This is a genomic window from Cyclobacterium lianum, assembly GCF_900143075.1.
Taxonomy (GTDB): domain Bacteria; phylum Bacteroidota; class Bacteroidia; order Cytophagales; family Cyclobacteriaceae; genus Cyclobacterium; species Cyclobacterium lianum.
The window spans coordinates 401,585-426,158 of the sequence record NZ_FRCY01000003.1 but is presented as its reverse complement, the minus strand read 5'-3'; the positions used below and the strand labels follow the sequence as shown (position 1 = coordinate 426,158).

15 protein-coding genes are annotated in these 24,574 nt (G+C 47.8%); 8 read left to right on the top strand and 7 right to left on the bottom strand.

Annotation, left to right across the window (positions count from 1 at the left end; translation table 11 throughout):
* Position 1: 1 nt before the first annotated feature.
* Both BUB19_RS06655 and BUB19_RS06650 read left to right on the top strand, forming a co-directional pair.
* Positions 2 to 1,192: an efflux RND transporter periplasmic adaptor subunit gene (locus tag BUB19_RS06655; RefSeq protein ID WP_084097037.1), complete on the top strand. Its 1,191-nt coding sequence runs from the start codon at positions 2 to 4 to the stop codon at positions 1,190 to 1,192.
* Between the two features lie 229 nt (positions 1,193 to 1,421).
* Complete coding sequence (locus BUB19_RS06650) at positions 1,422 to 2,885, top strand: arylsulfatase (protein WP_073093735.1); 1,464 nt, start codon at positions 1,422 to 1,424, stop codon at positions 2,883 to 2,885.
* 104 nt (positions 2,886 to 2,989) lie between these two features.
* Here BUB19_RS06650 and BUB19_RS06645 read toward each other — a convergent pair whose 3' ends face one another.
* The 3 genes from BUB19_RS06645 to BUB19_RS06635 form a co-directional block, all read right to left on the bottom strand.
* The gene (locus tag BUB19_RS06645) at positions 2,990 to 4,759 is read right to left on the bottom strand and encodes an SLC13 family permease (protein WP_073093734.1); all 1,770 of its coding nucleotides are present in this window, start codon (positions 4,757 to 4,759) and stop codon (positions 2,990 to 2,992) included.
* A gap of 8 nt (positions 4,760 to 4,767) precedes the next feature.
* Positions 4,768 to 7,065 carry an acyl-CoA dehydrogenase family protein gene (locus tag BUB19_RS06640; RefSeq protein WP_073093733.1) on the bottom strand — a complete coding sequence of 766 codons (2,298 nt, stop codon included), beginning with the start codon at positions 7,063 to 7,065 and terminating at the stop codon, positions 4,768 to 4,770.
* Positions 7,066 to 7,202: 137 nt separating this feature from the next.
* Entirely contained in the window at positions 7,203 to 8,633 is a 1,431-nt protein-coding gene (locus BUB19_RS06635; RefSeq protein ID WP_073093732.1) for an alanine/glycine:cation symporter family protein, read from the bottom strand.
* Positions 8,634 to 8,946: 313 nt separating this feature from the next.
* On the opposite strand from BUB19_RS06635, the gene BUB19_RS06625 reads away from it, so the two are divergent.
* On the top strand, positions 8,947 to 9,774 hold the full coding sequence (locus BUB19_RS06625) for a CvfB family protein (protein WP_073093827.1): 828 nt from the start codon (positions 8,947 to 8,949) through the stop codon (positions 9,772 to 9,774).
* A 148-nt stretch (positions 9,775 to 9,922) separates the two neighbouring features.
* Positions 9,923 to 10,846: an ROK family protein gene (locus tag BUB19_RS06620; protein WP_073093730.1), complete on the top strand. Its 924-nt coding sequence runs from the start codon at positions 9,923 to 9,925 to the stop codon at positions 10,844 to 10,846.
* Here the strand turns inward: BUB19_RS06620 and BUB19_RS06615 are convergent.
* From BUB19_RS06615 to BUB19_RS06600, 4 genes are all read right to left on the bottom strand, one after another.
* Positions 10,836 to 11,225, bottom strand: a complete 390-nt coding sequence (locus BUB19_RS06615; protein WP_073093826.1) for a hypothetical protein — start codon at positions 11,223 to 11,225, stop codon at positions 10,836 to 10,838. The two genes, BUB19_RS06620 and BUB19_RS06615, sit on opposite strands and share 11 nt — an antisense overlap.
* A 138-nt stretch (positions 11,226 to 11,363) precedes the next feature.
* Positions 11,364 to 13,616 carry a hypothetical protein gene (locus BUB19_RS06610; protein ID WP_143155925.1) on the bottom strand — a complete coding sequence of 751 codons (2,253 nt, stop codon included), beginning with the start codon at positions 13,614 to 13,616 and terminating at the stop codon, positions 11,364 to 11,366.
* Between the two features lie 28 nt (positions 13,617 to 13,644).
* The gene (locus BUB19_RS06605; RefSeq protein WP_073093729.1) at positions 13,645 to 17,595 is read right to left on the bottom strand and encodes a heparinase II/III family protein; all 3,951 of its coding nucleotides are present in this window, start codon (positions 17,593 to 17,595) and stop codon (positions 13,645 to 13,647) included.
* 178 nt (positions 17,596 to 17,773) lie between these two features.
* Positions 17,774 to 20,206: a TonB-dependent receptor gene (locus tag BUB19_RS06600; protein WP_073093728.1), complete on the bottom strand. Its 2,433-nt coding sequence runs from the start codon at positions 20,204 to 20,206 to the stop codon at positions 17,774 to 17,776.
* A 537-nt stretch (positions 20,207 to 20,743) separates the two neighbouring features.
* On the opposite strand from BUB19_RS06600, the gene BUB19_RS06590 reads away from it, so the two are divergent.
* The 4 genes from BUB19_RS06590 to BUB19_RS06575 all read left to right on the top strand — a co-directional run bounded on the left by BUB19_RS06590 (position 20,744) and on the right by BUB19_RS06575 (position 24,563).
* Positions 20,744 to 21,040: an antibiotic biosynthesis monooxygenase family protein gene (locus BUB19_RS06590; RefSeq protein ID WP_073093726.1), complete on the top strand. Its 297-nt coding sequence runs from the start codon at positions 20,744 to 20,746 to the stop codon at positions 21,038 to 21,040.
* 2 nt (positions 21,041 to 21,042) lie between these two features.
* Positions 21,043 to 22,095, top strand: coding sequence for a cobalamin-dependent protein (locus BUB19_RS06585; RefSeq protein ID WP_073093725.1), 1,053 nt, complete (start codon positions 21,043 to 21,045; stop codon positions 22,093 to 22,095).
* Complete coding sequence (locus BUB19_RS06580; RefSeq protein ID WP_073093724.1) at positions 22,088 to 23,299, top strand: sensor histidine kinase; 1,212 nt, start codon at positions 22,088 to 22,090, stop codon at positions 23,297 to 23,299. Before BUB19_RS06585 ends, BUB19_RS06580 begins: the two co-directional genes overlap by 8 nt.
* A gap of 259 nt (positions 23,300 to 23,558) precedes the next feature.
* A complete protein-coding gene (locus tag BUB19_RS06575) occupies positions 23,559 to 24,563 on the top strand; it encodes a Gfo/Idh/MocA family protein (protein ID WP_073093824.1) in 1,005 nt (334 codons plus the stop codon).
* The last annotated feature ends 11 nt before the right edge of the window (positions 24,564 to 24,574 follow it).

The window sequence follows — 24,574 nt, the reverse complement described above, 5'->3', positions numbered from 1 at the left end:
TATGAACTTCGCATACCTAAAAACCAGAAGAAATCACCTCATAAACCGGCCTGCCTTTGGCTTCTGGGTCATTTCGGTTATCGTTGGGCTTTCTTCCTGTTCTTCCAGTTCGGATCCGGAAGTGGCTTCCAATGTAGCCCAGGAATCGTCTGGGGTGGAAACTTATGAGATTTCTACAATTCAATTTCAGTCCTCCAAAATGACTTTGGGAAACATGGAAAGGGTGCCCTTCCATGAAGTGGTAAAAGCCAAAGGCATGATTGATGTACCGCCCGAAAACCGGGCCGCGGTAAGCAGTTACTTTGGCGGGACGGTGAAAGAAATCCGTTTATTGCCAGGCCAAAGTGTGAAAAAAGGGCAAGAGCTTTTCGTTCTCGAAAATCCGGATTATGTACAGATTCAACAGGATTTTCTGGAAGCAAAGGGGCAATTGGCCTATCTTCAATCGGATTATGAGCGACAAAAAAACCTGGTTCAGGACAGTATCAGTTCTCAAAAGAAATTTCTTAAAGCTGAATCTGACTACGCAGTAACGAGAGCCAGAGTAGCATCTTTAGGCAAGAAATTGGCGCTTATGAGCATCGACCCAAGTACATTCACCATTGAAAACATCCGTACCAGCCTTTCTGTACGATCTCCTATAAATGGGTATGTGACAGAAGTGGCCATTTCAAAGGGGGCTTATCTGACTCCATCACAAATGGCTGTTACCATCGTCAATACAGACCATGTGCACCTGGAAATGAACGTGTTTGAGAAGGACCTGGGAAAAATCAGTGTTGGACAACCCATTCGTTTCAGGATTCAGGAAGACAATAGTCAAGAATATGAAGCATTCATATATTTAATCAGTAAAACCATTGACCCGGAAGAAAGAACTTTGGGGATTCATGGGCATTTAGTGGACGAGAAACTTGCGGAAAGATTTAATCCTGGTATGTATGTCGAAGCGGTTATTTATACTAGGTCGGAAGAAAAATGGGCGTTGCCCAAAGATGCGTTGGTTGAAATCGAGGAAAACTTTTATGTTTTAACACTTCAAAATAGGTCGGAGACAGGCTATACGTTCATTAAAAGGGAAGTCAAAAAGGGCCTTTCCAATAATAGCCATGTTGAAATCTTAGATTCCCCCGGCTTGGATGAAACCACCAAATTCCTGCTTAACGGATCATTTCATCTTATTAAAGAATAGTGATGTGTAAAGGAAACTGTCACTTAGGTAGATGACTATGGAAAGCAGGAATTATTTTGTTGGCCTATTGCTAATAGTACCTCGGCTATTAACAGTGAGTGCACAACAATGGCAATTAGATTTGAAAGATGCCCAAACATTGGCCCTGTACACTGACCGAAAGCAGTCTTTCCGTTTTCGGAAAATTATTGCTAAGTTTCCACTTTAACCTTTCCTATTATATTCAATCATGCAACAAACCATTTGTTTTGGCCTGCTACTGGCCTTGGGATTATTTTCCTGTTCTTCGGGTTCTGTCGACCAATCCCGTCAGGATGATCTTTCGGATACCCCTAAACCCAATATCGTATACATCCTGGCAGATGATCTGGGCTACGGGGATTTGGGATTTACCGGCCAGCAGCACATAAAAACTCCCAATCTGGACAGACTGGCGGAGGAAGGGATGTTTTTCGCTTCACATTATTCCGGATCTACGGTCTGCGCGCCCTCAAGAAGTACCCTGGTCTCAGGCCTGCATACGGGGCATGCACCCGTCCGGGGCAATTACGAAATACAGCCTGAAGGTCAGTATCCGCTACCCGACTCGGTTTTTACCATTTTTGAATCTCTCAAAGCGGCGGGCTATACCACCGGGGCTTTTGGAAAATGGGGCCTGGGCTACCCCGGGTCAGAGGGAGATCCCAACAATCAGGGGGTCGATGTGTTTTTCGGGTACAATTGCCAGCGCATGGGACACAACTACTACCCTTACCACCTCTGGCACAACCAGGATTCGCTGGTATTGGAGGAAAACGCCGGAACGAATCTTGGCCTTTATGCACCCGATTTAATTCAGGAGCAGACCTTGAAATTCATCGAAGACAATCAGGAAAATCCTTTTTTTCTGTATGTGCCCAGCATCATTCCGCATGCGGAGCTGATTGCCCCCGGGGAGGAGATGGCCAGGCATCTGGGCAGGTTTGAGGAAACGCCTTACCAGGGCGTGGACGAAGGACCCAATTATAAAATTGGAGGTTATATGTCTCAGGAAAATCCACGGGCAGCCTTCGTGGCCATGGTCGAACTGCTGGACCGGCAGGTAGGAGAGATCCTGGCAAAACTGGAAGAACTTGGGTTGAGAGAAAATACGCTGGTGGTATTTACTTCGGACAATGGGCCTCACCTGGAAGGCGGAGCGGATCCGGAATTCTTCGACAGCAATGGTCCTTACAGGGGGCACAAGCGGGACTTGTACGAGGGAGGTATCCGGGTGCCGATGATTGCCAACTGGCCGGGGAAGATCTCCCCGGGCAAAACGGATCACCCCTCTGCTTTCTGGGACGTCTATGCCACTTTCGGTGAGATAACCGGTGCGACCGTGCCTGAAAATACAGATGGTATTTCCTTTGCCCCGACACTTCTGGGTAGAGCCGATGAGCAAGGCGCTCATGAGTTTCTCTACTGGGAGTTTGTCGAACAGGGTGGCAAACAAGCCGTAAGAAAAGGGCCATGGAAGGCCATACGGGTAAACCTCAGTAGGGATGATGATCCGCCTATCGAACTGTACCACCTTGAAGAAGATCCGGGAGAACAAAACAACCTGGCAGATCAACAGCCGGAGCGGGTGGCGGAGTTAAAAGCTTTGATGCAGTCCAGTCATCGCCCCAATCCGGTTTTCAAATTATATGCGGCGGAGAGAAATGAAGAATGAGAAAGTTATAAGACTTGGAGTCCAAACAGGGGTGCATATTCCTTGGCCTGTACAGCACTTTCACAGGGACTGGCTGCCGCTGTAGAACAAAACGCTTCTAACCGCTAAAGCGGCCAAATCCAGAGTATCAGCGGCACGCCTAAAGCAAGCACCAGTAGGGTCAATGGCAGCCCGGGCCTCAAATAGTCAGAAAAGCGATATCCCCCGGGTCCCATTACCAGTGTATTGGATTGATGGCCAATCGGCGTTAGAAAGGATGCGGATGCACCAATGGCGATGCTCATCAGAAAAGGATCGGCAGATAGCTCCATTGTCTGCGCGATCTGCAGGCCAATGGGTGCCATTAACACCACCGTGGCCGCGTTGTTGATCAACGCGGAGAGCATCATGGTCGTCAGCATGATGACCAGGATCATGGACCAGGCAGGGAAAATGTCCGAATACACCAACATCAGCTCAGTGACAGAATTCGCGGCACCGCTGGTTTCAAATGCTTCTCCCACAGGAATCATAGCGGCCAGAAGAACAATTACCGGCCAGTCAATGCTGGTATAAAAGTCCTTCAGTGGGAGAACCCTGCTCATCACCATTGCGATGGCCGCCAGCGTAAAGGCTATTTCTACGGGCAGCCAACCGCCGACTGCAGAAATTATTGCGGCGACAAATATGCCTATGGCCAGAAAAGTTTGTTTGGGTTTGCCGATGTCCAGACTTCTGCTGGCAAGGGGCAGGCATTTCATTTCATCCAGCGTGTCGGACAGGTTTTGTGTTCTCATTTGCAGCATCAACACATCTCCAGCCCGAAAAACTTCATGATCAATTCTTTTTACTATTGTCCGGTCGCCGCGGGACAGGGCGAGCAGGTTCACATCAAAACGGGAACGCATGTGCAAATTAGCTGCGGTCTGGCCTATTAGTGGGGAATTGGCTTGAATGATCCCTTCAGTAATGGTGATGTCTGTGCTGTCGTTTACTGATTCGACGAAGTCTTCGTGACCTACCATGTGCAGGTCATAATTGTCAATCAGCTCCTTGAGATCTGCAGTGCTGGATTCCAGTATAAGGATATCATTTTTCTGGAGTAGCTGAAATGGCCCCGGGGCATGGATCCTTTCCTTATTGCGCACGATACCCAGGACTTTGACCTCAATGTCTTCATTCTCGGTAAGCTGGTAGATATTTTTACCGTCTAAGTTTGAGTCGGAACTTATCCTTACTTCTGTGATATAATTTTTTATCTGAAACAAATCTTCTCCGGATGCCTCGGACCGTCTGGCAGGTAACAATCTCCATCCGACCAACGAAATGAAAAGCACTCCGGCGACAGCCAGGCTTACGCCTACAGGGGTGAAGTCAAACATGTCGAAAGAGGAAACCCCGCTGGAAGAACGAAATGCCGCAATTATGATGTTTGGGGGAGTACCGATCAGTGTGGTAAGTCCTCCCAGCAGTGAAGAAAAGGCGATGGGCATCAACACCAGGGAGGGAGGATAATTGTTTTTTCTTGCGATTTGTATGGCCACCGGCATAAAAATCGCCAGCGCCCCTACGTTATTCATGAATCCCGATAAAAGAGCAACTATTCCGGACATGGATGCCACCTGTAGGGTCATGTTATCGGCCACCCTATCCATCACCCGTACGATGACATTCACGATGCCGGATTTTTCAAGACTTTTGCTGACGATCAGAACTGCAGCAACGGTGATCACAGCGGGATGTCCAAAACCGAGAAATGCCTTTTCAAAGGGCACCAATCCCAGAATTGCCAGGGAGAGAAGGGCGAGCAATGCCACCAGATCGTATCTGATTTTGCCCCAGGTAAAGAAAACGAGGGAGAGGCCGAGAACGGCAAATACAATGATTTCCTCCATATAAGCAGCTAAAGGGCTATGGGAGCCGAGAGACAGGAATCGGGTATATTGAAGGCATTTACCAGTGGTACGGCATCTTTCCGTATTTCCCAGCAAAGTTGGTTGACCATCTTGCGGATGGCCTTGGTTTTTACGCCCTCCATATAGCCCTGCTCCAGGTACCAACCTTTGTGTTGTTCAATTTGGTAAAGTGCATACAGATCACACAGTTTTTTCAGCACTTCTTTGATTTCCGGATCGGTCTCATGATCTATTTTTTCCTGAAATTTTTCCAGCACTATTCTTTCGATGTAAGCTTCGCCCATTGTGAGTAGGTGGTGCTGCGACACATTCACGGCATCGAAGGGATCCATTCCCTCGTCGATCAGGCGTTTCAATCGTTTCGCTGCCGAATCAAGAATGCTGTTTTCCCTGTATTCAAATGCACTGAGGTGGAAGTCAGGATCCAAAAGATGCTGTTCATCGGTATTCCGGATAATCAGCGGGTTTTTTTCGGTAATCGACGTTTTTGTCCTGGCCGCCACGTAGTTGATGATCGTGAACAGGTTCATGTTTTCGAATTGCTCTTTGTAGGCACTCAAACGGCTTTTGGCGACCAATTGGAGCAAGACGGTATTGTCTCCCTCAAATGTGGTGTAGATGTCAGTATCATTTTTTAAGGCATCAATCCGATTTTCCGACAAATACCCCTTTCCTCCGCAGGCTTCCCTGCATTCCTGTAAGGCGGCAGTGTTGTGCCAGGTTACATACGCTTTCATGCCGGCCGCCAATGCCTCTATTTCCTGCATTTCCGCTTCCTTACGGTTCAGGAATCTGGCCGTCACATAATCCAGTGCAAAATGACAGGCATAGGTTCTGGCCAGCAGAGGAATTAGTCTGCGCTGGTGCATGCGGTAGTTGAGAATGGGGATTTCCTTTCCTCCTTCCGGGCCAAATTGACGCCTTTTGTCCCCATACCGGATGGCAATGGTCAGTCCGGATTTGGAAGCGGCATTGGCAGACCTGGGGATGCCGATGCGGCCACCTACCAGGGTGCCCAGCATGGTAAAGAAACGTTTGTTGTCGCCCGGAATAGGACTTTGAAACCTGCCCTGCTCGTCTACGGAAGAAAATCTGTCAAGCATGTTTTCTTTTGGAATGACTACCTGATCGAAAGCGATCAGCCCATTGTCTACTCCATTCAGGCCCATCTTTCGGCCGCAGTCGGCTATTGAAACTCCGGGAAGTAAGCGACCATTAGCGGTCCTTAAGGGGACGACAAAGGCACTGACGCCATAGTCCCTGCCATCAATAATCAACTTGGCAAATACCGTAGCCATCTGTCCATGAAGTGCTGCATTGCCAATGTATTCTTTTCTGGCATGCTGGTGAGGGGTATGAATGGTAAAGCTGCCGGAATCGTGGTTATAGGTGGCGGTGGTTTCTATACCCTTGACATTCGAGCCGTGGTTGGTTTCTGTCATGGCAAAACATCCGGGAAGTTCAAGTTTGCCGATGGCATGGAGGTAGCGATCATGGTGTTTTTTCGTCCCCAGAGAGAGTATACTCATGCCCCAGAGCCCAAACTGCACACCAAATTTAATAACCATGCTCAGATCCCGGTAGCTGAGGGTCTCCATCACCAGAAAATATCCCTCCATATCGTCTTTTCCACCGTAGGCTTCAGGAAATCCAATAGACCCATATCCGCTGTCTGCCAGAATTTTACACCAATCAAGTACCTGATTCCTGTACGTCGCGAGATCCCCCGGATCGACATAGTCAAATTCTTTTTGGCTTATAAAGGTTTTCAGCTCATCAATGAGCGGTTTTCTGTCTCCATCCAACAGGGCTGTTAATTTTGCTGTATCAAACGCCTGGCGCGTTTGGTACCCGGTAGAGATATTGTGGTGTTCGGATTTAAAAATCAGAGCTGCCGATTTCCCTACGATTCCCAATTGTTTTTCCAATTTCCCCAAATCTGCTTGCACTTTTTCCAATGGAAAAGTGTGGGCCTCTTCGGGTGCTTTCTGCTGAAGCAAATCTATGCCTACACTGACCAGATCAGCATAGGTTTTCCTTTCCTGCACGGCTCCCCTGATGGCTTGCCACCAGAATTCGAGCTCCTCGCGCTCGGGTGGCGAGCCGGGATCTAGTTTTTCCTTGAGGAATTTCCGGTCTGAATCACTGAGCCAATCAATATCTTTTAAAAAACTTCTCAGCGATATCAATTCCTGATCGGTGATCAGTGTATCGGACCATACCATGTATAGTACAGGAAGCAATACTAAACTGCCTGTGGTGGGTTGAGAAAGGGATTGTTGCATTCCGTTAGTTTTGGATTATTATTCCTAAAAAGGTAAGAAAATAATTTCATCCTATTCAAAAATTCTACCAAAAGTTAAATGCTTTGGCAGCTCAGGGAATTATTCTTTTTCAAAACGTACAGCAGCGATCCCGATCACTAGTCGATTTTATCCCATTCTTCGGTGTTGTCTACATCCAGGGTATCCGAATTGAAAGTTGGATCCAGTCCTTTTTTCCTCTGTTCCATATAATCCCGCAGTGCTGCCATGGCAGGTTTTCTCAGTAGAAAAATGGCGATGATGTTTAACCAGGCCATCATGCCTACTCCGATATCTCCAAGTGTCCAGGCCAAAGCCGCTGTGCGGATGGTACCGTAGAAAGTGGCCACTAAAATGAGTGTTCTTAGCAGAAAAAGTGGCCAGCGCTGCGTATTGTCTCTTTGCAAAAAGCTCAGGTTGGTTTCAGCAATGTAATAATAGGCCATGATGGTGGTAAAGGCAAAGAAGGCGAGTGCGATGGCAATAAATCCGGGACCTAAATTGGGAAAATGCTTGCTGATGGCGAATTGGGTGAATTCTGGGCCGAATGGTACGCCGGGTAAATTTTCTACAATAAAGCCACCCTCGGGATTGACGACATTGTACTGCCCGGTAAATAAAATCATAAAAGCCGTTGCGGTACAGATAAACAGGGTGTCAACATAAACGGAAAATGCCTGCACCAGGCCTTGCTTCACCGGATGACTGACTTCTGCGGCCGCGGCAGCGTGGGGAGCGGTACCCTGGCCTGCTTCATTGCTGTAGATGCCCCGTTTGATACCCCAGGATATCGCCATGCCAAATATGCCACCGAAGGTAGCGTCCATATTGAAGGCTGAGCTAACGATCAATTTGATGACACCCGGTATCTCCGAGATGTTTAGGGCCATGATCACAACAGCCATAAGGATATAGGCTGCAGCCATAAAAGGTACCACGATCTGGGCTACCTTTCCGATCCTTTTCACACCGCCAAAGATAATCAGTGCCAGGAAAAAACAGATGACCAGTCCAGTCACCCATACCGGAATTTGAAAAGCATTCTCTACGCTCAGGGCGATGCTATTGCTCTGCACGCCCGGAAGAAAAAATGCGGTACTGAGGATGGTAGCAAACGCAAATAGCATAGCATACCACCTGATGCCCAGTCCTTTTTCAATGTAAAATGCTGGTCCACCCCGGTATTCTCCTCCTTTGATTTCTTTAAACATCTGTCCCAATGTGGCTTCAATAAATGCAGATGAGCTCCCCAGAAAGGCAATGATCCACATCCAGAACACAGCACCCGGTCCGCCCATAGCAATTGCGGTGGCTACACCGGCGATATTTCCTGTCCCTACTCTACCTGATATGGCTATGGCAAATGCCTGAAATGAACTTACGCCTTTGTCCGAGGATTCTCCTCCAAACAATAGTTTGACCATTTCCCTGAAATACCTGATTTGAAGAAATTTGGTGATGATGGAAAAATATATTCCTGCCGCCAGGCACAGTACGATCAGGACATTGCTCCAGATGATCTCGTTGAGGGCGTAAATTATTGACTCCATATAAAATTTTGGCTTAGGTCCATTCGAATACTGATCACAAAGAAAACCAATTTATGTTTAATTCTAATTTTGACTTGAATAATTATCCTATGTTGAGGAGATTTATCGTAATTTTTTAAAATGAAGCCTGACACGATAGCTGCTTTCAGAAAATAGACTGTGCAGTTATATGCAGGCGGATGAAGAATACATTCCTTGCGCTGTCGGCCAGTAACCATAAATTGGTTTACCCCGATTATCCTCCCGATACTGCAAAAATCGCTACCTTTGTTCGGGAAAATTAACGACAACGGGGCCTTTACGGAAATACATGATGAAAGAATTAGGAAAAATAAGCCAGCTACCTGTTAATCGGTTTACCGAAAATGGTGCCTACCTGGGACTAAGCGATGGTACTGAGGTACTGATTCCCAAACGCTACCTTAGCGGGGAGGAGAAAGAGGGAGATGTGCTGCAAGTATTTGTCTACACGGATAGCGAGGATCGCCCTGTAGCCGTTACCGATCGGCCGCATGCCTTGGTAGACCAGTTTGCGGTGTTGGAAGTAAAAGAAGTGACGGGAATTGGCGCTTTTCTCGAATGGGGCCTGGAAAAAGACCTGCTGCTTCCCCTTTCAGAGATGAAACAAAAGGTAAAAAGAGGCGATAAGGTATTGGTGATGGTATGTATAGACTACAAAACCAACCGCCTTCTTGCAGTGAGTAAATATGAGGATTTTATCCTGGACGACACCAGTGTTTTCCAGGCAGGGCAGGAAGTGGAGGCCCTGGTCTTTGACCGGACAGACCTTGGTTTCAAGGCATTGATTAATGGCTTTTATGAAGGCTTATTTTACAGCAATGAGACATTTAAACCCCTTGCAGTAGGGGATAAAGTGAAGGCTTTTGTCAAGAAAGTGCGGGAGGATGGTAAAATTGACCTTCAACTAGCGCCGGTAGGCCGGCAAAAATTTGAAGAGGGGGCAGAGACCATCCTGAAAAAGTTGTCCGAAAACCCATTTTTGCCCCTAAATGATAAATCGGATCCGTCAGTGATCAGAGAGGCCCTGGGTATGAGCAAGAAGCAATTCAAGCAATGTGTGGGGCAATTGTATAAAAAGAAAAAAATTGTGCTTAAAGAAGATGGTATCTATTTGGCCTGATGCCCGATTTTAGTTTTATTCCGCCCTTTAAAGCGTATCATGGCGAAAATAGAATAAAAAAATATATTTTTACCAAAATTAATACTTTGGAAAACCAAGTAGGCTTCCTTTTGTGGAAAGCATGATACCTTAAACTGAAAAAATAATAATGGATAAGAAAACTGAAAATTTTTTAGGAATCGATGTAGGAGGTACCCATGTAAAAATTGGTCTGGTGAATACCAAGGGGGACATCATCGAATTCGCTAAAGAAGAAACAGGATCACTGCGAAAACACCCCCAGGGCTTTAATATGGGATTTGTTGAAACTGTAGGCAAATACCTGAAAAAATATCCGGAAGTAAAGCATGTGGGTATAGGCCTCCCTGGTCTGGTCAGCAAAGACAGGACCACTACACTCGAAATACCGGCTATTGGCGAATTGAACGGATTTAACCTTAAAGGTGCACTGACGGACAAGTTTCCGGATATCATTTTTCATTTGGAAAACGATGCCAGTGCAGCAGCGGTAGGGGAGTTGCATTTCGGGACAGGAGACAATTCCGACAGTTACCTTTTTATCACCCTGGGCACAGGCATAGGAAGTGCCCTGATCATCGATGGAGAAGTGTTTAAAGGCGTCCGGGGAAATGCCATGGAAATGGGGCATATGCTCTCGAGGGGAAATAGCCGGCTGGAACCGCTCATCGGTCGCAACGGTATTCTGAATATAGCCAGGAAGATGTTGCAATCGTTTTCTGGCGATGCCGGAGAACTGGCTAATGCAGAGCTGGGCATGCATGTATTGGTAGCTGCTGCGAATAATGGGAATAAAGTAGCACTAAAGACCTTTGCTGAAGTTGGGGAAATTTTGGGCGAGGCGATCGTGTCTACCGTACGCATACTCGACGTCAACGAAATTTACTTCGGTGGAGGCATATCGGCTGCATTGCCTCATATTATGCCTGCCATGAAAAAAACCATCCACCAATATTTAAGCGCTTATTACCTGTCAGACCTGAAACTGGAGAGGGCCAGCCTGGAAAATGATGCCGGAACACTTGGTGCTGCAGCCCTTTGTTTTATGGATTGAGAGATGTAATGGTCACTTCACTTACCTTACTAATGGCATTTAACCGAAAGAGAACCTTCAGGGGTTCTTTTTCCATTTTCAGCCCGCATTCGTCAGAAGGCTCCAGGAAATAAATGAAGAAACTCTGGCTTTTGTCTACCAACTCTACCCGGTCAGGCCTGCCAAAGGTTTTGATGATCTCCTGATTGTATTTGGCGAGAAAAGTGTTTTTTATCCTCTGCAATTCTTCAGTATGCTGCAGTCTGAGGCCCAGGCAACCATCTCTGTCTTTTTTCCAGGCTTCCAGATCTATATTTCCTGCATCCAGCTTGCTGGTGCAGGAAAAGAGAACAAATGCGCATATAAAAGTCAAATACAAAAAAGAACAGGAGTATTTCATAATCGGTTTGTTTCTTTGCTCATGGGTGAAATCTGAACGCCAAATGTAAACAGATAGTTTGGTTACAGGATAAATACCCCTTGTGATTTTTTTGCCCCGTCTCATACCGCCGCCTGCATAATGTTTCAGTAGAAAGCCTTATTCAGTTGCTACCGGAAGTCGCAGCGGCCGCGATGCCATGAGGGTATAGTCTTTTCCCTGGTAGGTCATGGTCACCTGCCGGTCGGCTTCAGCACGGATGATCCTCTGGCTTTCTAGCTGCAATACAAACTGACAAACCGCGTCAAAGCTTACATCTGCTGTACCATCGCCATTCAGGTCCAATTCCTTTCCTTCACCACCGGCCGATGTTTGGCCGATATAGGTTTTTTCTTTAACAGTAGCCAGGAGCGTGGAAAATCCGTCTTCTGTCCAGGAAAAAGAGCTAAGTAGCTCATCTGCCTCTGGATTTTCGGGAGATTTGGGATAAACCATCAGGTCTACAGAAGGTTCCTTGCTTTCAAACCGAAGCGGCTTTAGCCAGCCGTAAGTGCTTCTGATGGCTTCAGCATTAGAATCTATGCGGATATCCTTATTCAGACTGATAAAGTACTGCCTGTCTCCCTCCAGAGGGAAACCGGTATATACCATCGTTTCATTCATGCCCGTTTGCAAGGGCCTACCGTCATTTTCCAAAAGGGGCACCGTGAGGCCATAAGGCAACGACTGGGGGCTGCTCAGCCGGCTTACCACCAGGTCGGGAGTGATGGTGAAATGCTGCTTAAAATAGGGGCCACCTCGCCCGGTGACATAAGAATAATGCAAAGTAAACTTAACCAGGAGAGGATGGACAAAGTGAATTTCAGGGACTGCCTGGTAATTGGCTGCTAGGTCGGCGATCCTGACCCAATGGTCTCTTTCTACCCATTCCGGCCCGAATGTTACTCCACTTAATCTCCTGTAGGTATCCAGGGTATCACCGCTCCCCGTCCGCATGACATATTGGGTACCAGCTTTCAGGTCATGTTCTCCATCCGAGGGGCCGAGTCTCGCATCCCATCCCGCTTTACTGAAGCGAATTACGCCCAAAGGGGTCCAACTGAGGTTGTATTTGGGTATACTCGCTCCCCGCAGATTAGCAACGACCTGAAGGCCTCCCGCATTGGCAAAAAAAGCGCCGAATTTACCGTCTGTTTCCAGGGCGTAGCCGCCAATTTCCGTTGGCGCAGGTTGTTCGGAAATTGTGGACTGTCTGCTCATCCAGGCCTCCGCAAGGTGCTGGATCGTAGCTCCTGTATAATTTCCCCATTGACTGGCTGGCTGGTAACCCACCCGTAAGCCGGGTTCAAAATGATTCTTGGTGATGAAGAAAGATCCTTCCCAGGGCTTATCCTCCCTCTGCCAACGCAGTATACTGCGGAAGGCCAGATTGGCAGCCCGCCGGTATTGACCGGCAAGCAGGCTGTCTCCCCGGGCCAGCGCATCCTCGGCCAGGCTTTCAAATGCCAACTGATAGAGCACATCGTTGAAGATATGATTGTCTGTGCGGCCATTTGCAGGTGCCTGTCCATCTGGAGCCTGCAGCAGCAGGCTGGTTTGGGTTCCACGCCTGATGGCGGCCTTCATTTCGCCGGCAGAGGGGCCATCATAGCCTTCCATTACCAGACCTATCAGATTACCTCTTCCCACTGCTTCCACTGCAAGCGATTGTGGATCGCTGCTCCAGTCCTGATACAGGTTCCACTTGTCATTTACGATCCGCACCCGTTGAGAAAGTTCGTGCCAGGCGGTTTCGATAAATTCCACGGCCTGATCCCGGTCTACCAGGCCCAGTTTGGCGCGGGACCATTCGCCTTTCATGGCATAGGTCCTCCAGTTGTTGATCCTTCCGTCAAAGTTTTGCATGACCCGTTCCAAAGGTGTTTGCATTCTCCGTTCCCAGCTCTCGTAGGTTTCGGGGCTGATATGCGGACGGTATAATTCAAGCGCATGGCTGAGGGGGCTGATAAAAAACTCGCCATGTTCATCAGGGATAGACTTGCTTCCGGCCGCAAAATCAGCAGTACTGTGCTCCATGGCCAGAATGCCCGCTTCCTGCAGCCCTTCGCCTTTTCCGGCTTCCAACAACACCCCAACAGCAAAGGCAAAGTAAGGGGTGGCATACTGATGCTCCCGATCCAGATAGGGGTCGATAATGGCTCCCGAACTGTCCTGATGCCGGGCTACTACACGGCAGGTGGAGGCGATGGCATCCAAAAATGCAGTTTTCTCCAGCTCTGATTCATGCCAGGGCGCTGCAGTAAGGTGGAAAGGAAGCTCCGGCAAACTGTTGTTCTGGGCGCCCACAGGCAAACAGTGGATCCAAAAAGAAAGGATTAGCAATGCGAGTTGAGATGTAATGAAAATTTTCATTTCGATTAATTTTTCCATTGTAGGGTGATCAGAATTTGTATTCGATAAGCTCACTGTTACCCTGGTAGCTCACACGCAGGCGCATGCTTTCGGAGCCTGGGCGCTTTCCCTGCATCACCTGTACCTCAATGGGCTCAGGTTTTCCCAGGTAGGGAAGCAGGGTGGTAATGAACCTCTTGTTGCGGTTTCCTTTCCCGTTGTCTATCCGGTAGGAAAATGCGGGACGGGGTTCCTTTATGGTGTAGACAAAAGAAACCTGCCCTTCCGATTCCTTCAGGCTGATTCCAGATTGGGCCTGCGTTTGTATGACCAGGTTATATCCCTGATCAAAAGCAGTATTTACAGAAAGCGAGGAGGAATCAAATGCTGCCTCCCCCGGCGCCAACTGAAAATTGAGATCCAGCTCGCCCCGGGCATTCCCGAGTGCCTCATCGATAAGTATAAAAAATTCCTTATTCACGAATATGACTGTTCTTCTATGCTTCAGCTCCGGATAGCTTTGGTTTTCCACCACCAGTATGTCATGTTTTTCACCAGGCTGCCAAAGCAGTAGCTCAGGCGCGTAGGCTGCATTCTCCCCGTCCAGGGTCAAGGTCTGATGTACTTTTGTCTGCCTGAACCAGGCGCGGTTTTCAGGATCCCCACTGTATATAAAACTCCCGGAATCGGGCGTAAGGTTTCGGCCTCCGGCATAGAGCTCAAAAGTGCCATTGTCGGGCTGACTGTGTCCGCCGCCATCCGGACCACACTTGATCACCAGACAGATCGCGTCTTCATCCCAGCTACTTCTCATGGAGTAGAGACCGCTTTCTTTAAAAGCGAAAGTCGTTTCCTCCGGTTTTTTTCCTTCCCTTCCTCCGGTAGCGATGTATAGAAAATCCGGCCTGTCAAATAACTTGCCCCATTCCTTTAAGCGATCGGAATACTGCCCCGGTTTTCCTGTCCATGCATCGCCAAACTGGGGTGTGGTGCCGTCAGGAAAGGCAAGCTTCATGGGGACCTCACACATTTTCTCTACCAATTCGAGATAGTCTTCAGAAAACAGCGATTCCCGTTCATTTATTGCTGCCATTTCGTAGCTGCGCAAAAACCAGCGGATACTTCCCATGTGATAGCCAAAGGCCAGCTCCCGCTGGTGGCCATCCGGATAAACCTGATTATGAATTTCCTTATTGAACCTTCTTACCGCTTCCTCCAGCCATTTTTCTGAGGATTTGAATTCAGGGAAGGTCATGGCAATAAAAGCAAGCCCCTCTGCCTCCATCAGGGCCCAATTGCTGCCTTCTGAATATTTACTCATCAGAAATTCTGCGTGCTCGTGCACCGAAGACAAAAAGCTCACAAGCGCTTCCGGAGAAAAAGAAGGGGAGTGCAGGAAATAGGCAAAAAGATTGGTCCACCTGTGGCCCCTGATGCCTGCTTCGATAGACCGCCAGGCATAATGGTGCTCAGGGTCTCGTGGATTTTTTTCGACCCAATCCATCATCTGGCGGACCCATTCCCGGGCGTATTGTTCCTCTCCTGTGCGCCGGTATGCTCTGGCCATAGATTCCCAGAAAGTCATTCGGTTCAACTGCCATACCCATTCATCGTCCTTTACCGGCCGACTTTCCCAGTCGATGTCGTTACCTACGAAGTATGGAGGATAGGCGGGCTGTCCTACCATGATGTGTGCCAGTGCGTCTGCGGCTACCTGCATGTCCTTGTCAGTTGCCTGGTTTTCCGACGCCTTTGGGCCTTGAATTCCGACCGGATGCTTTACTGCAGTCCTTGCCCTGTAATATTCCAGGAGCCGGCGGGCGAGGAGGAGCTGATTATCAAGGCTATCTCGGGAAACGTGGGAGGAGGATCCGCTATCAAAGGTCAATAAAGATAGCAGCGGTATGGATTTTTGTTGAAACTCCGAAGTAGATTTTCCATATATCCGGTCCTCCCTGTTGTCCATGGAAAGGTTATAGCCCAGATCTCCTGAATTGTTTTCTGCGATAAAGATACCCTTCCCTCCATTGTTCCTGCTGGTATTATTTTTCACTACAAAATCTTCCGTGCCTTGCATCCAGTGGTCTATAAACAAACCATGGCGGTCATTGCCCTCGAGGAGATTATCGTTCAGTATCAGTGTGCTGCTTTCTGTCAAATGAATACCCTGCAGTTTGTTTCGGGCGGTTTCATTGGATTCCAACAGGACGTTTTCGCCAAAGGAAAGGTGTATGCCGCTCCCCCAGGGAGAATTACTGAATCGTCCGTCTCTCACTACTACGTTTTTTACCCGGGTGAGATGAAGATTGTGGTGCAGGCCCTTTCCGGGCACTACGTTGGAGCCATTGTCGCTGAAATCACACTGAATGAGCTTCACGTTGGCGGCGCCTCTCAGCGATACCCCATGTTTGGTGAAGTTGCGGACGGTGACATTTTCCAGATAAATGTCCTGCATTTGGTGAGCGGAATCAGCGGCAAAGACAATGCCTTCCCTTCTCAGTGCGGACTGTCTGGCGCGCTGTCGCCGTCCCTGATTGGGGTCTGTGCCCTGATCCACCGATTCGGCCCCTTCCAGTACCATGTGACGAATAGTGACCGTCCTCAGGTCTGGCGATTTATTGGCCATTGTTAGCCCCGCCGTACCTTTTTCCAATATCAGGATGGTAGACAGTCCCTTACCTTCCAGATGGGTTCCGCTCGGTATCAGCAGCGGTTCTGTCAATTCGAAAATGCCCTCATCCAAAATCACCCTGCGCCCTGTGCCAGCGGCCTTTTCTAGCGCTTGCTGGATTGATTCTCCGGGGCTGACTTGCAGATCACCTGCCCCTGGCGTGAATTGGGGATTGGCCAGCGCTCCCGTTTGCGGACTGGGAGCATTCGCCTGCCGCTGAACTAAAGTAGCTTGAGCAGCAGAAAGAGGAGCCCTTTGCGATACCAGAAAATACCAGGAAGAGGCGGGACGTGTTTGCTTGACTACCTCGGCAGTATAAGGCATTTCTACATTTTTTATTTGCGTATAATGCTGGTAAACCGATTCGTAAACATCCCTGAATTGGCCCCTTCCCCGGGGAGATATGGAACCATAGGCAGGGACCTCTTCGCCCAGCATATACCGGGAAGTATATTCGTAGCCCAGCGCAAGTCTGTTGTCTGCCACCTCGTAAAAATCCATGCCCTGGGTCCAGGCCACCTGGGCTGCCTTGGCCAGTTCTCCGAGTCCGAGCTGTACGTGGGGCCAGTCCCTGGTGGCTTCCTGGATCTGTCCATTGGGATAAATGTATTTGGATATACCTCCATTGTTAGGACCCCAGTAAAATCGTTCGGCGGCCCGTTGGAAGATATCCGGACGGTCGGTGAATATGCCCAGGCAAAGCATGGTATGGATCATGGCAGCATCCCAGTTGCCGTTTGCTTCAGTAAAAAAGTCACGGATGTAGGGATAAAAAACAGTTAGCATCAGCTTTTCGAAAGCAAGGATGTCAGCTTTTTCCCAGCCCTCATAGGTATAGCGAAGGATCTCTGCAGCGTTGAGGAAATGCTGTCCGGTCAAAGCGGCAATAAGTTTGGCATCATTGTCATCAAAATCCCAAAGCTTTTCCGACCAGGCAGAGAGGATGGAAATGGCCTTTTCGGCATGGGCCGGGTCCTCGCTAATGTAGTACAACAAGGCATGTCGGTAGGCTTCCACGGCACTGGCAGACAATTCACGGTGTCCCTGTCCCTGCCTTCCGTAAGAGCCACGTACCACATGGGTAAATGGTTCGGGTTTAAAATCCAGGGATGCTTCCTGTTGTAACATTTCATAGGCTGCAAGCCATTGCCGCTCTCCGGATTTTATCTGCTTTTTCATGAAGTCCAGATCCGCCCGGTTCTGGAGTATTCCCGGATGGACAAACTGCTGCGGAAACACCAGAGGAGCTCCTGGTGAAGTTGTCTGGGAAAGCGCCGAAACCGCAGGGGCAAGTAAAAACAGTAAAAATATGGCAATTTTTTTGCTCATTTCAGGACACGGGTTTATTGAAGGTTAATAGCCCTAAAGTAAGCAGTTATACTTAAAATTGCCAGAAAAGTGTTCCTATTGGTAAGTCCGGTGTCAATCGCTATAATTGATGGGAAAGATTGCAGCCTGGGCCTGGACCCGTTGTCTTACGGTCATACCGAAGTAGCAGGTTTGACTATCAATATACCTCCAGGCCTAGCGTCGAATGGGCTAGTTTCCCATTATCGGCAATCCCTTCTGCCGTTACCCGGTATAGGCTACTCCTGTCGGCGGTATAGAAGCTTACACTGGCTTTTCCGTTTTCATCGGTTTTTACGCTGGGATTCCAATAGATGGTACTTCGCCTGTCCGGTTGGTCAAACACCTGGTTTTCCCCGTATTTCGGAGAATAAAACTGCCTGGATTTACTGAATCCTCCGATCCGGAATACTTTGATATGATCACCCGTTTCTTCAATATCTATTTCATCAGGTCCTCTCCGGGTATACAATGCGATGACTCCCCCTGCACCTCTACCTCCGTAGATGCCAATATTGGCGGGGCTTTTTAAAATTTCTATTCTACTGATATCAAATTGGTTGATGCTCTGTAGCATGCTTTCATCAACAGGAATACCGTCCAACAGATAAAGCGGAGAGCCCTGGCCCCGGATCACAGCCCTGAACTGGTTTGGACCTCCCGGGACCACCTGGAGTCCGGCTACCCTGCCCTGCAATACCTCCAGTATGTTGCCTGAAGGAGCCGGAGGAAGCTGGCTGGGTTCGATCACAGCATCGGCATTTCGGTGAAGGGTCATTGGTCTTGAGATTTCAGCACTTCCCTCCACTACTACCTCTTCCAGCAATACTTCACCCAATTCCAGACTGCCCGGCTCTGCGGCGACACCCTGGAACAGGGCCTGGCTGGGATAAAGTTGTTCCCTGCCAAACTCCGCGACCTTTCTGCTCAAATAAAATGGCAGTGTATCCGGCAGAGATGGTTGGTAGCTTTGGTCTGCCAGGCTTACATTGACATCGCTGGTCCTGCCGCGCGCATCCGTACCCTGTATCAGTATATCGATCGAATCCCGGAAGTAAAAACCTTCGAAACCAAACTGACCCTCTGCACCTGTTTCTGCGGAGATAAAGGTTTCATATTTGTCTTTGATAAACAATACCACATCTCCATTGGCGATAGGGTCGCCATTATCCTTCCTCAGATAGCCATCCACCTTGATGGCCATTTCCGGGGAAATTGTAATTTCCGGAAAATCGTCCGAGACAATTTGTTGCCAGGTAAAGCCCCGCCAGCCCTGTGTCATCAGGAGCAGGTCCAGAACTTCATACCGGTCAGCGTTTTCCGGGTTGAAATAATATCCGGGAGAAGCGATATGCCCCTTCACCTCGGAAGCCAGCAGGAGATAGGACGCTATGTCTAATTGATCTGTATAATTACCGGCAAGCTGATCCTCTGCAACTGCCAGAGAAAGATCTGCAGCTACCGGGTTTCCTGCCGGATCTTTGGATGTGATTTCAAGTTCCACCAGTTCTCTGCGGCCATGCTCTTCCTGATTGGCTTGCAGGCTTAGCCGGATCTGGTCTTCATGATCGACAAATACAAGTCGCTCGTTTAATGGCTCCCCGGATGCTTTCGCGAGGGTAAACCTGGTGATGCCAGTAGGGAATTCGGATGTGGGAATCACCAGGCTGGTGTCTCCACTGGCAGGTAAATCAAGCGTGGTCGAATAGTGCAGCTCATCCTGAGCTATGCCAGTCAGCAGAAGCCTGCCATCATCCTTTTCGCGGTGAAAAACGTTGACCTTAATTTGTGTTTCGCCATAAAGTAGACTCATGTGGGCACCGAATGTGGCTACTTCCGGTAGCGAAACCTCACGTGAAAAACCTCCCGGGAAATCAATGGTTGCCGTATATTGCTCTGTAGCAGAGGGAATGAACTCAAATGTCCCCATTCCCTGGTGACGGGATTGGAAATCGGTTATTTTTTTTCCAGAGCTGTCACGGATTTCACCAGATACCTTCAGCCCCTGTCCGTCCGGCCCGGTAGCCTTGAAAGCTACCTTAGACGGAATCTCTCCCAAAAGACTTCCTCCTTCTGGAAAAAACTGGAAGTCGGGAGTGGCAATGTTCTCAGATTGTTGTCTTTTTGCAACGGAATCCCAGTTCCAAATGTAGATTTCCTTGCTGAAGACAGACTGTTCATCAAAATTACCCATCCAGTTGGTATATCCTCTCAGAAAATAGCGTCCTTCATCAAGGTCTTCAGGAATCGAAATGTCACCATTGGCTTTACCTTCGGCAACGTCCAGCATGAGTTTGCTGACCACCTGATTTTGCTGGTCAACCAAGGCTACATACATGATTTTACTTTTGTTTCCAGGCAACCTGTTTGAAGCCTGAACCAAATATCCTTTAAGCCAGATCACGTCCCCTGCCCTGTAAAAATTCCTGTCATGATGCAGGTAAACTTTTTCAGGAGCATAATTGGTCTTCCAGACCGATAGATTGGTTTTGACCTTTTCTAGAACGGGTAGATTGGAAAAGGAAAGGCCTGCTATGAACAGCACCATAAACAGACCAATAAATGATATTTTGAGTTTTTTCAGTAACAGCATTTTAAAAACAAATTATGTTTTACGCGCAATCATAGGTTATTGATTGTCTATTGGTTTAACGTAAAGACCTCCGAATTGGGTTTGAATCCTGGAGTTGTTGTGCAGCAGGGCTTGGGGTTTTCGCCGGGCAAGGATTATAAAAAGCTGACGATGGGCATCGTTTTATTTGCAACTGGCAAATTCAGCACCACATCATTCACCTACCAATGATGCCTTCGGCAGGCCTGCCCCGGAATACTGGCCAGACTTGCTGGTAACTCAGGGCAAACCGAGGTAGCAGTAACTGGCTTTGGCAAACAATTTGTATATTGCCTGCCAAATCTGGAAAGAAACAAAAGGATTAAAATTTGAAAAGAACGGGTAAATTTCGTATGCTATCTTCAGAGTCCCGGATTTTTTCAAATGTCCGGCGAAAGGAATCAGATCGGCGATAGGACGGTAGTTTACCTGAGTAGCATAGGGTTTGATGCCGACTGGCAACCTATTTTCTAGCGAGGTAAAATAGGAATTATCAACACAAATAACAGCGAGATAACAATGATAGCTGCCATCAGTAAGTTCACCGTGCAAAACGGCATGGAAGAAAAAGTAAAGGATGCTTTCCGGGACCGTCCGAAGTTTGTAGAAGGGGCGCCAGGGTTTATTAAGATGGATGTATTGAGTCCCCTGGCCGATCCGGCAGAAATTCACCTAATCACGTATTGGGAAAGTGAAAACGACTTTGATTATTGGCACTGCAATCACCTCAAAGCTTCCCATGGCGGGATTCCCAAGGGTCTGAGACTGGTGCCGCATAGCTGGACACTCACCAGGTTTGAATATATATGTAGCTGATCATGCAGGAAAAAATTGACCGCATTATTCTCCAGAATAAGCTGGGTTTGGCCGAAAAGATCACGGAGTTGCATTTTCAGAAAAACCCCGACCTGGACAAGAAATATGGAGATGCGGGTAGGGATCGTTGCCAGGAAGATGCATGCTATCACCTGGAATTTTTAGCGGAAGCCCTCGCCATGGATCATCCGGAGATTTATGGCAATTATATCCTCTGGGCTGCGGGCATGCTGGAAGCCAGGAAGATTTCCAGGTATGATCTGGAAGTGAATCTGATTTATATCGAACGTGTTCTTCAGGAATTCTTTGGCAAGCGTGAGGCTGCAGCACTCCAACCTTACTTTGCGCTTGCCCGGCAAAAATTAAACCTTAAAGTCACAGACCCAGGATCATTTTTTCGCGATGAAAACCCTTTAAAAAAGGAAGCGGAGCAATACCTTCAATACCTGCTCAATGCAGACAGGCAGGCGGCGGCCAGGCTGATCAATAAGTTGGTAGATCAAGGAAAGTCTGTAAAGGATATTTATTTGCATATTTTTCAGGTAACCCAGTACGAAGTGGGTTTACTCTGGCAATGCAATCACATATCCGTAGCCCATGAGCATTATTGTACAGCGGCCACGCAGTTAATCATGGCAGGATTATACCCGAAAATTTTTTCCAGCCCCAAAATTGGTAAGCGTATGGTAGCCTGCTCCATTGCCGGGGAACTTCATGAGATGGGGATCCGGATGCTGGCAGATATTTTTGAGATGGAAGGCTGGGATACCTTTTACCTGGGCGCCAATATGCCTCATGTGCAATTGCTGGAGGCCTTAAATACCTATAGAGCGGATTTACTGGCCATTTCAGTGACTTTACCTACCCATGTCAGCCATGCTGGCAGGCTAATCCAAAAAATACGCTGCAGCAGGGAATTTGGTAAACTGAAAATATTGGTAGGAGGCTACCCCTTTAAAATCAATGCGGGTTTGTGGAAAAAAGTAGGAGCCGACGGTTTTGCAGAAAATGCGGATGGGGCTGTTTTAACTGCTAAAAGATTGGTAGATGGCTGACGCTGAGAATAAAGACCGTATCCTGAGGGTCATGTTGAAATGTAACCGAAAAGGAGCGGTAAATGAAATTTTACTGGACCATGCGGGCATATTTTCTGAAAAGAAAGTTCCGGTACAGATCCATGAAGTCATATCTCCGGATTCTTTAGAGGCATTGGGAGATTTTTGGGTACAGGTAACGGACCAGGGGATGCAGGAGCACATACAACTGCATGTTAAATACCTGAATGAAAGCCTCAGGTTTACTTTTTCAGGGTATTTGATTCATGACAATATCTTATTGTGCGGCAGTACGGAGACTGCCGCCGTCGAGAAAGCCATGGATGAGATCATGCAGATTTACAGCGAACAGTTGAACATGATCCGTTTGGCAGAGAAGAAAGTCAAGCTGGCCCAATCTGCTAAAGATAATCTGGGTATTAATGGTTTGATGTTGAACGACTTTACAGAACTAAACAATGAACTGATCAACAAGCAAAGGGAGCTTTCCCGCAAAAATAAGGAGGTGAATCTGTTGAATTCAGAGCTACAGGCGGCAAGAGACAGCATGGAAATGTTTGCCTACTCCATTTCCCATGATTTGAAAGAACCCGTGAGAATGGTAAATGCCTTCATGGGCAGGATAAAGGAGCAATATGAAGACCGCCTTGATGACAAAGGTAAACGTTACCTGGGTTTCGCTTTAGATGGCTCACTGCGCCTTGGCAATATGATTGATGACCTGCTTCACTTTTACCGGGCTACAAACAATTCAAAACAGGAGCGGGTGGATTTAAACGAGATATTGGCAGAAGTAAAAGTAATGCTGCGCAGACAGCTTAGAGAACGAAATGCCCGTATTTTCTCGGACCAATTACCAGTAATAGCGGGCAATGCTGTAGGTTTGAAGCAGGTGTTTCAAAACCTGATATCCAATGCATTAAAATTCGTTCCGGAGAAAACCGTTCCCGAAATCAACATTTCTGCCGTGGAAAATGAAGCGTCCTTTGAGCTAAGGTTGGCGGACAACGGTATTGGTATTGATAAAAGCCATTATGACGAAATCTTTAAATTATTCAAGCAGTTGGAGCATGAGAAAATGAAGGAGGGAAGTGGAATGGGGTTGGCAATCGTGCGGAGAATCGTCAATCATATGGGAGGGAAAATCTGGCTTCATTCGGAAAAGGGTACTGGCACTACATTCTATATAAGTCTACCAAAATAGCGGTAGGGTATGCGCTGTGAAAATGACGATAGCTGATTGGATGATCATCAGTAATCATGGGTCAGATGTTCGGAATTTATAATTCCGAATCCAGAGTGAATTGCCAGTTGATCCTGGAAGATTTGTGCCCATCGGAAAAGGGAAAGACCAATTCCGGGGACATAGGGGTCCCTTTATATCAGAGGATATCGGAACCTGGAAACCGAATGTAAATCGCTCCGGTGCGCTTTTTTCAAATCTTTTTCCTAAGTTTAACCCCATGAAGAGTTTCAAGCATACTGAGGTAAATTGGGGAGTACTTGGAGCAGGGGACGTCTGTGAGAAGAAAAGTGCTCCTGCCATGCAAAAGATCAAAGGATCCAGACTTGTGGCCGTCATGCGCCGAAATGGAGAAAAGGCCGCGGACTATGCCCGAAGACATGGTGTATCCAAATGGTACGATGATGCCGATGATCTGATCAATGATCCGGAAGTAAATGCCATATACATTGCTACTCCTCCTCATGCGCACATGGAGCTGACGATAAAAGCTGCGACAGCAGGAAAGCCGGTGTATGTGGAAAAACCGATGGCACGAAACTTTGAGGAATGTAAGCAAATGATTGCAGCCTGTGAGCAGGCGAGCCTTCCATTATATGTAGCCTATTACCGGCGGTCCCTGCCAAACTTTTTGAAGGTAAAATCCCTGCTTGATGAGGGTGCTATAGGCAAACCAAGATATGTAACCATCATGATGAACCAGCCTCGCCATCCTGATGTCAAGGCCAGCCTGAAAGAAAATTGGAGGATAGACCCGGAAAAGGCGGGAGGGGGGTATTTTTATGATCTGGGTTCACACCAGTTGGATTTACTGGATTTTTTGCTTGGACCCATTGCCGATGTCTGTGGTGTAGCTTCAAATCAGGCAGGGGAGTATCCAGCGGAAGACATAGTATTGGGCAACTTTTCGTTTAGTAGCGGTGTATTGGGCGCGGGAAATTGGTGCTTCACCACCGGAGAGCCGTCCAGAAAAGATGAAATAAAAATCATCGGTGCAGAGGGAGAAATCAGCTTCCCTTGTTTTTGGGGAACGGATGTCACATTGCGAAAGAATGGAAAGGGCGAGCAGGTATTTGCATTTGAAATGCCTGAAAACATACAGTTTTTCCTGATAAAGAGCATCGTAGATGAACTGTTGGGGAAAGAGGCGATTTGTCCCAGCACAGGAGAATCTGCTGCAAGGACCAACCGGGTGATGGAAGAAATGATCGGCAAATATAAATAACCAGAATCATA

What these genes read in the sequence shown, in the direction of transcription:
- BUB19_RS06655 (WP_084097037.1), top strand. Translation starts at nt 2, where the DNA reads ATGAACTTCGCATACCTAAAAACCAGAAGAAATCACCTCATAAACCGG.
- BUB19_RS06650 (WP_073093735.1), top strand. Translation starts at nt 1,422, where the DNA reads ATGCAACAAACCATTTGTTTTGGCCTGCTACTGGCCTTGGGATTATTT.
- BUB19_RS06645 (WP_073093734.1), bottom strand. Translation starts at nt 4,759, where the DNA reads ATGGAGGAAATCATTGTATTTGCCGTTCTCGGCCTCTCCCTCGTTTTC.
- BUB19_RS06640 (WP_073093733.1), bottom strand. Translation starts at nt 7,065, where the DNA reads ATGCAACAATCCCTTTCTCAACCCACCACAGGCAGTTTAGTATTGCTT.
- BUB19_RS06635 (WP_073093732.1), bottom strand. Translation starts at nt 8,633, where the DNA reads ATGGAGTCAATAATTTACGCCCTCAACGAGATCATCTGGAGCAATGTC.
- BUB19_RS06625 (WP_073093827.1), top strand. Translation starts at nt 8,947, where the DNA reads ATGAAAGAATTAGGAAAAATAAGCCAGCTACCTGTTAATCGGTTTACC.
- BUB19_RS06620 (WP_073093730.1), top strand. Translation starts at nt 9,923, where the DNA reads ATGGATAAGAAAACTGAAAATTTTTTAGGAATCGATGTAGGAGGTACC.
- BUB19_RS06615 (WP_073093826.1), bottom strand. Translation starts at nt 11,225, where the DNA reads ATGAAATACTCCTGTTCTTTTTTGTATTTGACTTTTATATGCGCATTT.
- BUB19_RS06610 (WP_143155925.1), bottom strand. Translation starts at nt 13,616, where the DNA reads ATGAAAATTTTCATTACATCTCAACTCGCATTGCTAATCCTTTCTTTT.
- BUB19_RS06605 (WP_073093729.1), bottom strand. Translation starts at nt 17,595, where the DNA reads ATGAGCAAAAAAATTGCCATATTTTTACTGTTTTTACTTGCCCCTGCG.
- BUB19_RS06600 (WP_073093728.1), bottom strand. Translation starts at nt 20,206, where the DNA reads ATGCTGTTACTGAAAAAACTCAAAATATCATTTATTGGTCTGTTTATG.
- BUB19_RS06590 (WP_073093726.1), top strand. Translation starts at nt 20,744, where the DNA reads ATGATAGCTGCCATCAGTAAGTTCACCGTGCAAAACGGCATGGAAGAA.
- BUB19_RS06585 (WP_073093725.1), top strand. Translation starts at nt 21,043, where the DNA reads ATGCAGGAAAAAATTGACCGCATTATTCTCCAGAATAAGCTGGGTTTG.
- BUB19_RS06580 (WP_073093724.1), top strand. Translation starts at nt 22,088, where the DNA reads ATGGCTGACGCTGAGAATAAAGACCGTATCCTGAGGGTCATGTTGAAA.
- BUB19_RS06575 (WP_073093824.1), top strand. Translation starts at nt 23,559, where the DNA reads ATGAAGAGTTTCAAGCATACTGAGGTAAATTGGGGAGTACTTGGAGCA.